Genomic DNA, 2115 nt, shown 5'->3' with positions numbered 1-2115 from the left:
TGCTAAGGGGGCATCTTTGACTGGGATCAATCACTAAAACGTCTCGAATATCTTAATCAAAAAGCGGAAGATCCATCATTATGGGATGATGCGCAACGAGCACAGGATATGATGCGTGAGCGTCAACGTCTTGATGATTCAATCAATGGTCTTTTATCATTTACAAAAACACTTGAAGAATGCATTGAGCTTATTGCGATGGGCGAAGAAGAAAGTAATGTTGAAATTATCGCTGAAGCAGAAAATTCAATACGTAATCTTAAAAGCGAAATAGATAAAAGGCAAATTGATGTGCTTCTTTCAGGAGAGGCGGATCCAAATGATACCTATTTAGAAATTCATGCTGGAGCAGGGGGAACTGAGAGCCAAGATTGGGCTTCTATGCTCTTACGCATGTATATGCGCTGGGCTGAACAGCATGAAATGAAGGTTGAAGTTTTAGAAATTCATGATGGAGAAGAAGCAGGAATAAAGTCAGCGACTATTCTTGTAAAAGGGCATAATGCTTATGGACTGTTAAAGACAGAATCAGGCGTTCATCGCTTGGTGCGGATTTCTCCATTCGATTCGAATGCAAAGCGCCATACCTCTTTTGCGAGCATTTGGGTTTATCCGGTTATTGATGACAATATTGAAGTTGATGTTTCAGAGGCAGATGTGCGGATTGATACATATCGTGCATCAGGAGCAGGAGGGCAACATGTTAATACGACAGATTCTGCTGTTCGCATCACACATATAAAAACGGGTATTGTTGTTCAATGTCAAACTGAGCGTTCTCAGCATAAAAATCGCGCTACGGCTTGGTCGATGTTACGTGCACGTCTTTATGAAGAAGAACTCAAAAAAAGGGAAGAAGAAACGAATGCTGTTGAATCTTCTAAAACAGAAATTGGCTGGGGACACCAAATTAGATCTTATGTTCTTCAACCTTATCAACTTGTAAAAGACTTGCGCACAGGTGTTGAAAATACTGATCCACAATCCGTACTTAATGGTAACTTAGATGTATTTATAGAAGCAGCGCTTGCTCGACGCATTTATGGACAAGATAAAGAAATTGAAGATATTAATTAATTATATATCATCCTTCAAGGATGCAAATTTGTTTCTTAAGTTGTTCATTTTACTGATGTTGTGATTTACGGTAGCTCTTGATACTTGAGAGGTTCAAAGAGGTGTTCTCTTGTTTCCTTTCTTCAAGTTTTTTCTCACACGCCAATCTTGCTATATAAAAGCATTGATTTATAATGATAATTCATTGTTTTGCATATTGAATGAGAATCCCGCATATCATAAGATTCTTTCATTTCAAACTTGTTGTATGTTGAATCAATCAAAATCACTACTTGCACATAACAAACGGGATGAGTGTGTGGATAAAAATTATAGAAGAAAGGACTCAAAATGGCTCTTATGAACTGTCTTAAGTACTAGGGGCTGTCTCAAACATCTACGAGCTGGCAAAGTGTGTGATGGTGCCGGCTTGTTTCTTCACAAGTGTAAAGATGGGGGTGCTCAATAGATTTTTTATTATTTCATGGGAGATTTATCGTTATACCATTCACGAGGTATCGTTGTGAAATGGATTTGGGAGGCAGATGTCTCTTTAAAACAAGCTTGTGAATGTGCACCCTAATGGCGCTTCTGTTTTACGTGAGGGGCGTGATCCTATTAAAGAACGCAATAAACAAAAGCGTGAGATAATAAGCACAATCTCCATTATTTAAAAGATATTGCTCTAGAGACTTTTGAAAGTCGTAAAACCGAATTAAAGAATGATGGCAAAGGTGGCAAATGGTTTTTATCTTTACGGCTTTAATTCTCCCACAATTAGGCTGTATTTCCGTTTCAGAGATTACATAAACAGAGATACACAATATTCTTGCTCTTATTTGGCATACAAAAGCTGGCGCTGCTTACAAAGCTCTCATTCCGTTTAATCGTTGTCTCAAACATGCTGCTGCATTATGACGGATGCAAGTGAATTGATTTTGATTCATTTAAAATAAGAAGAATTTACGATATTCAGGAGGACAATTTAAATGTAGAATAATCAGTTGTTCTTATAAAGCAATATATTATAAAAATTGAAACCATTGGAAAAATTAATAT

1 protein-coding gene and 1 pseudogene are annotated in these 2115 nt (G+C 37.2%); both read left to right on the top strand.

All coding sequences use genetic code 11. The features are described from left to right. Nucleotides 1–1077 (top strand): peptide chain release factor 2 gene (gene prfB / locus ACFIO3_RS12080; protein WP_375704523.1). Its coding sequence is split into 2 segments (ribosomal slippage), with 1076 coding nucleotides annotated over them: nt 1–17 and nt 19–1077; the frame shifts between segments, so codons are not numbered across the junction. This gene is flagged as partial in the annotation. Between the two features lie 463 nt (nt 1078–1540). After that, a pseudogene (locus ACFIO3_RS12075) lies at nt 1541–1971 on the top strand (hypothetical protein); the annotation flags it as partial. Nucleotides 1972–2115: the final 144 nt, after the last annotated feature.

This window comes from Bartonella sp. AD328YNZD, from assembly GCF_042196425.1.
This window is presented reverse-complemented; position numbering and strand designations above follow the sequence as displayed.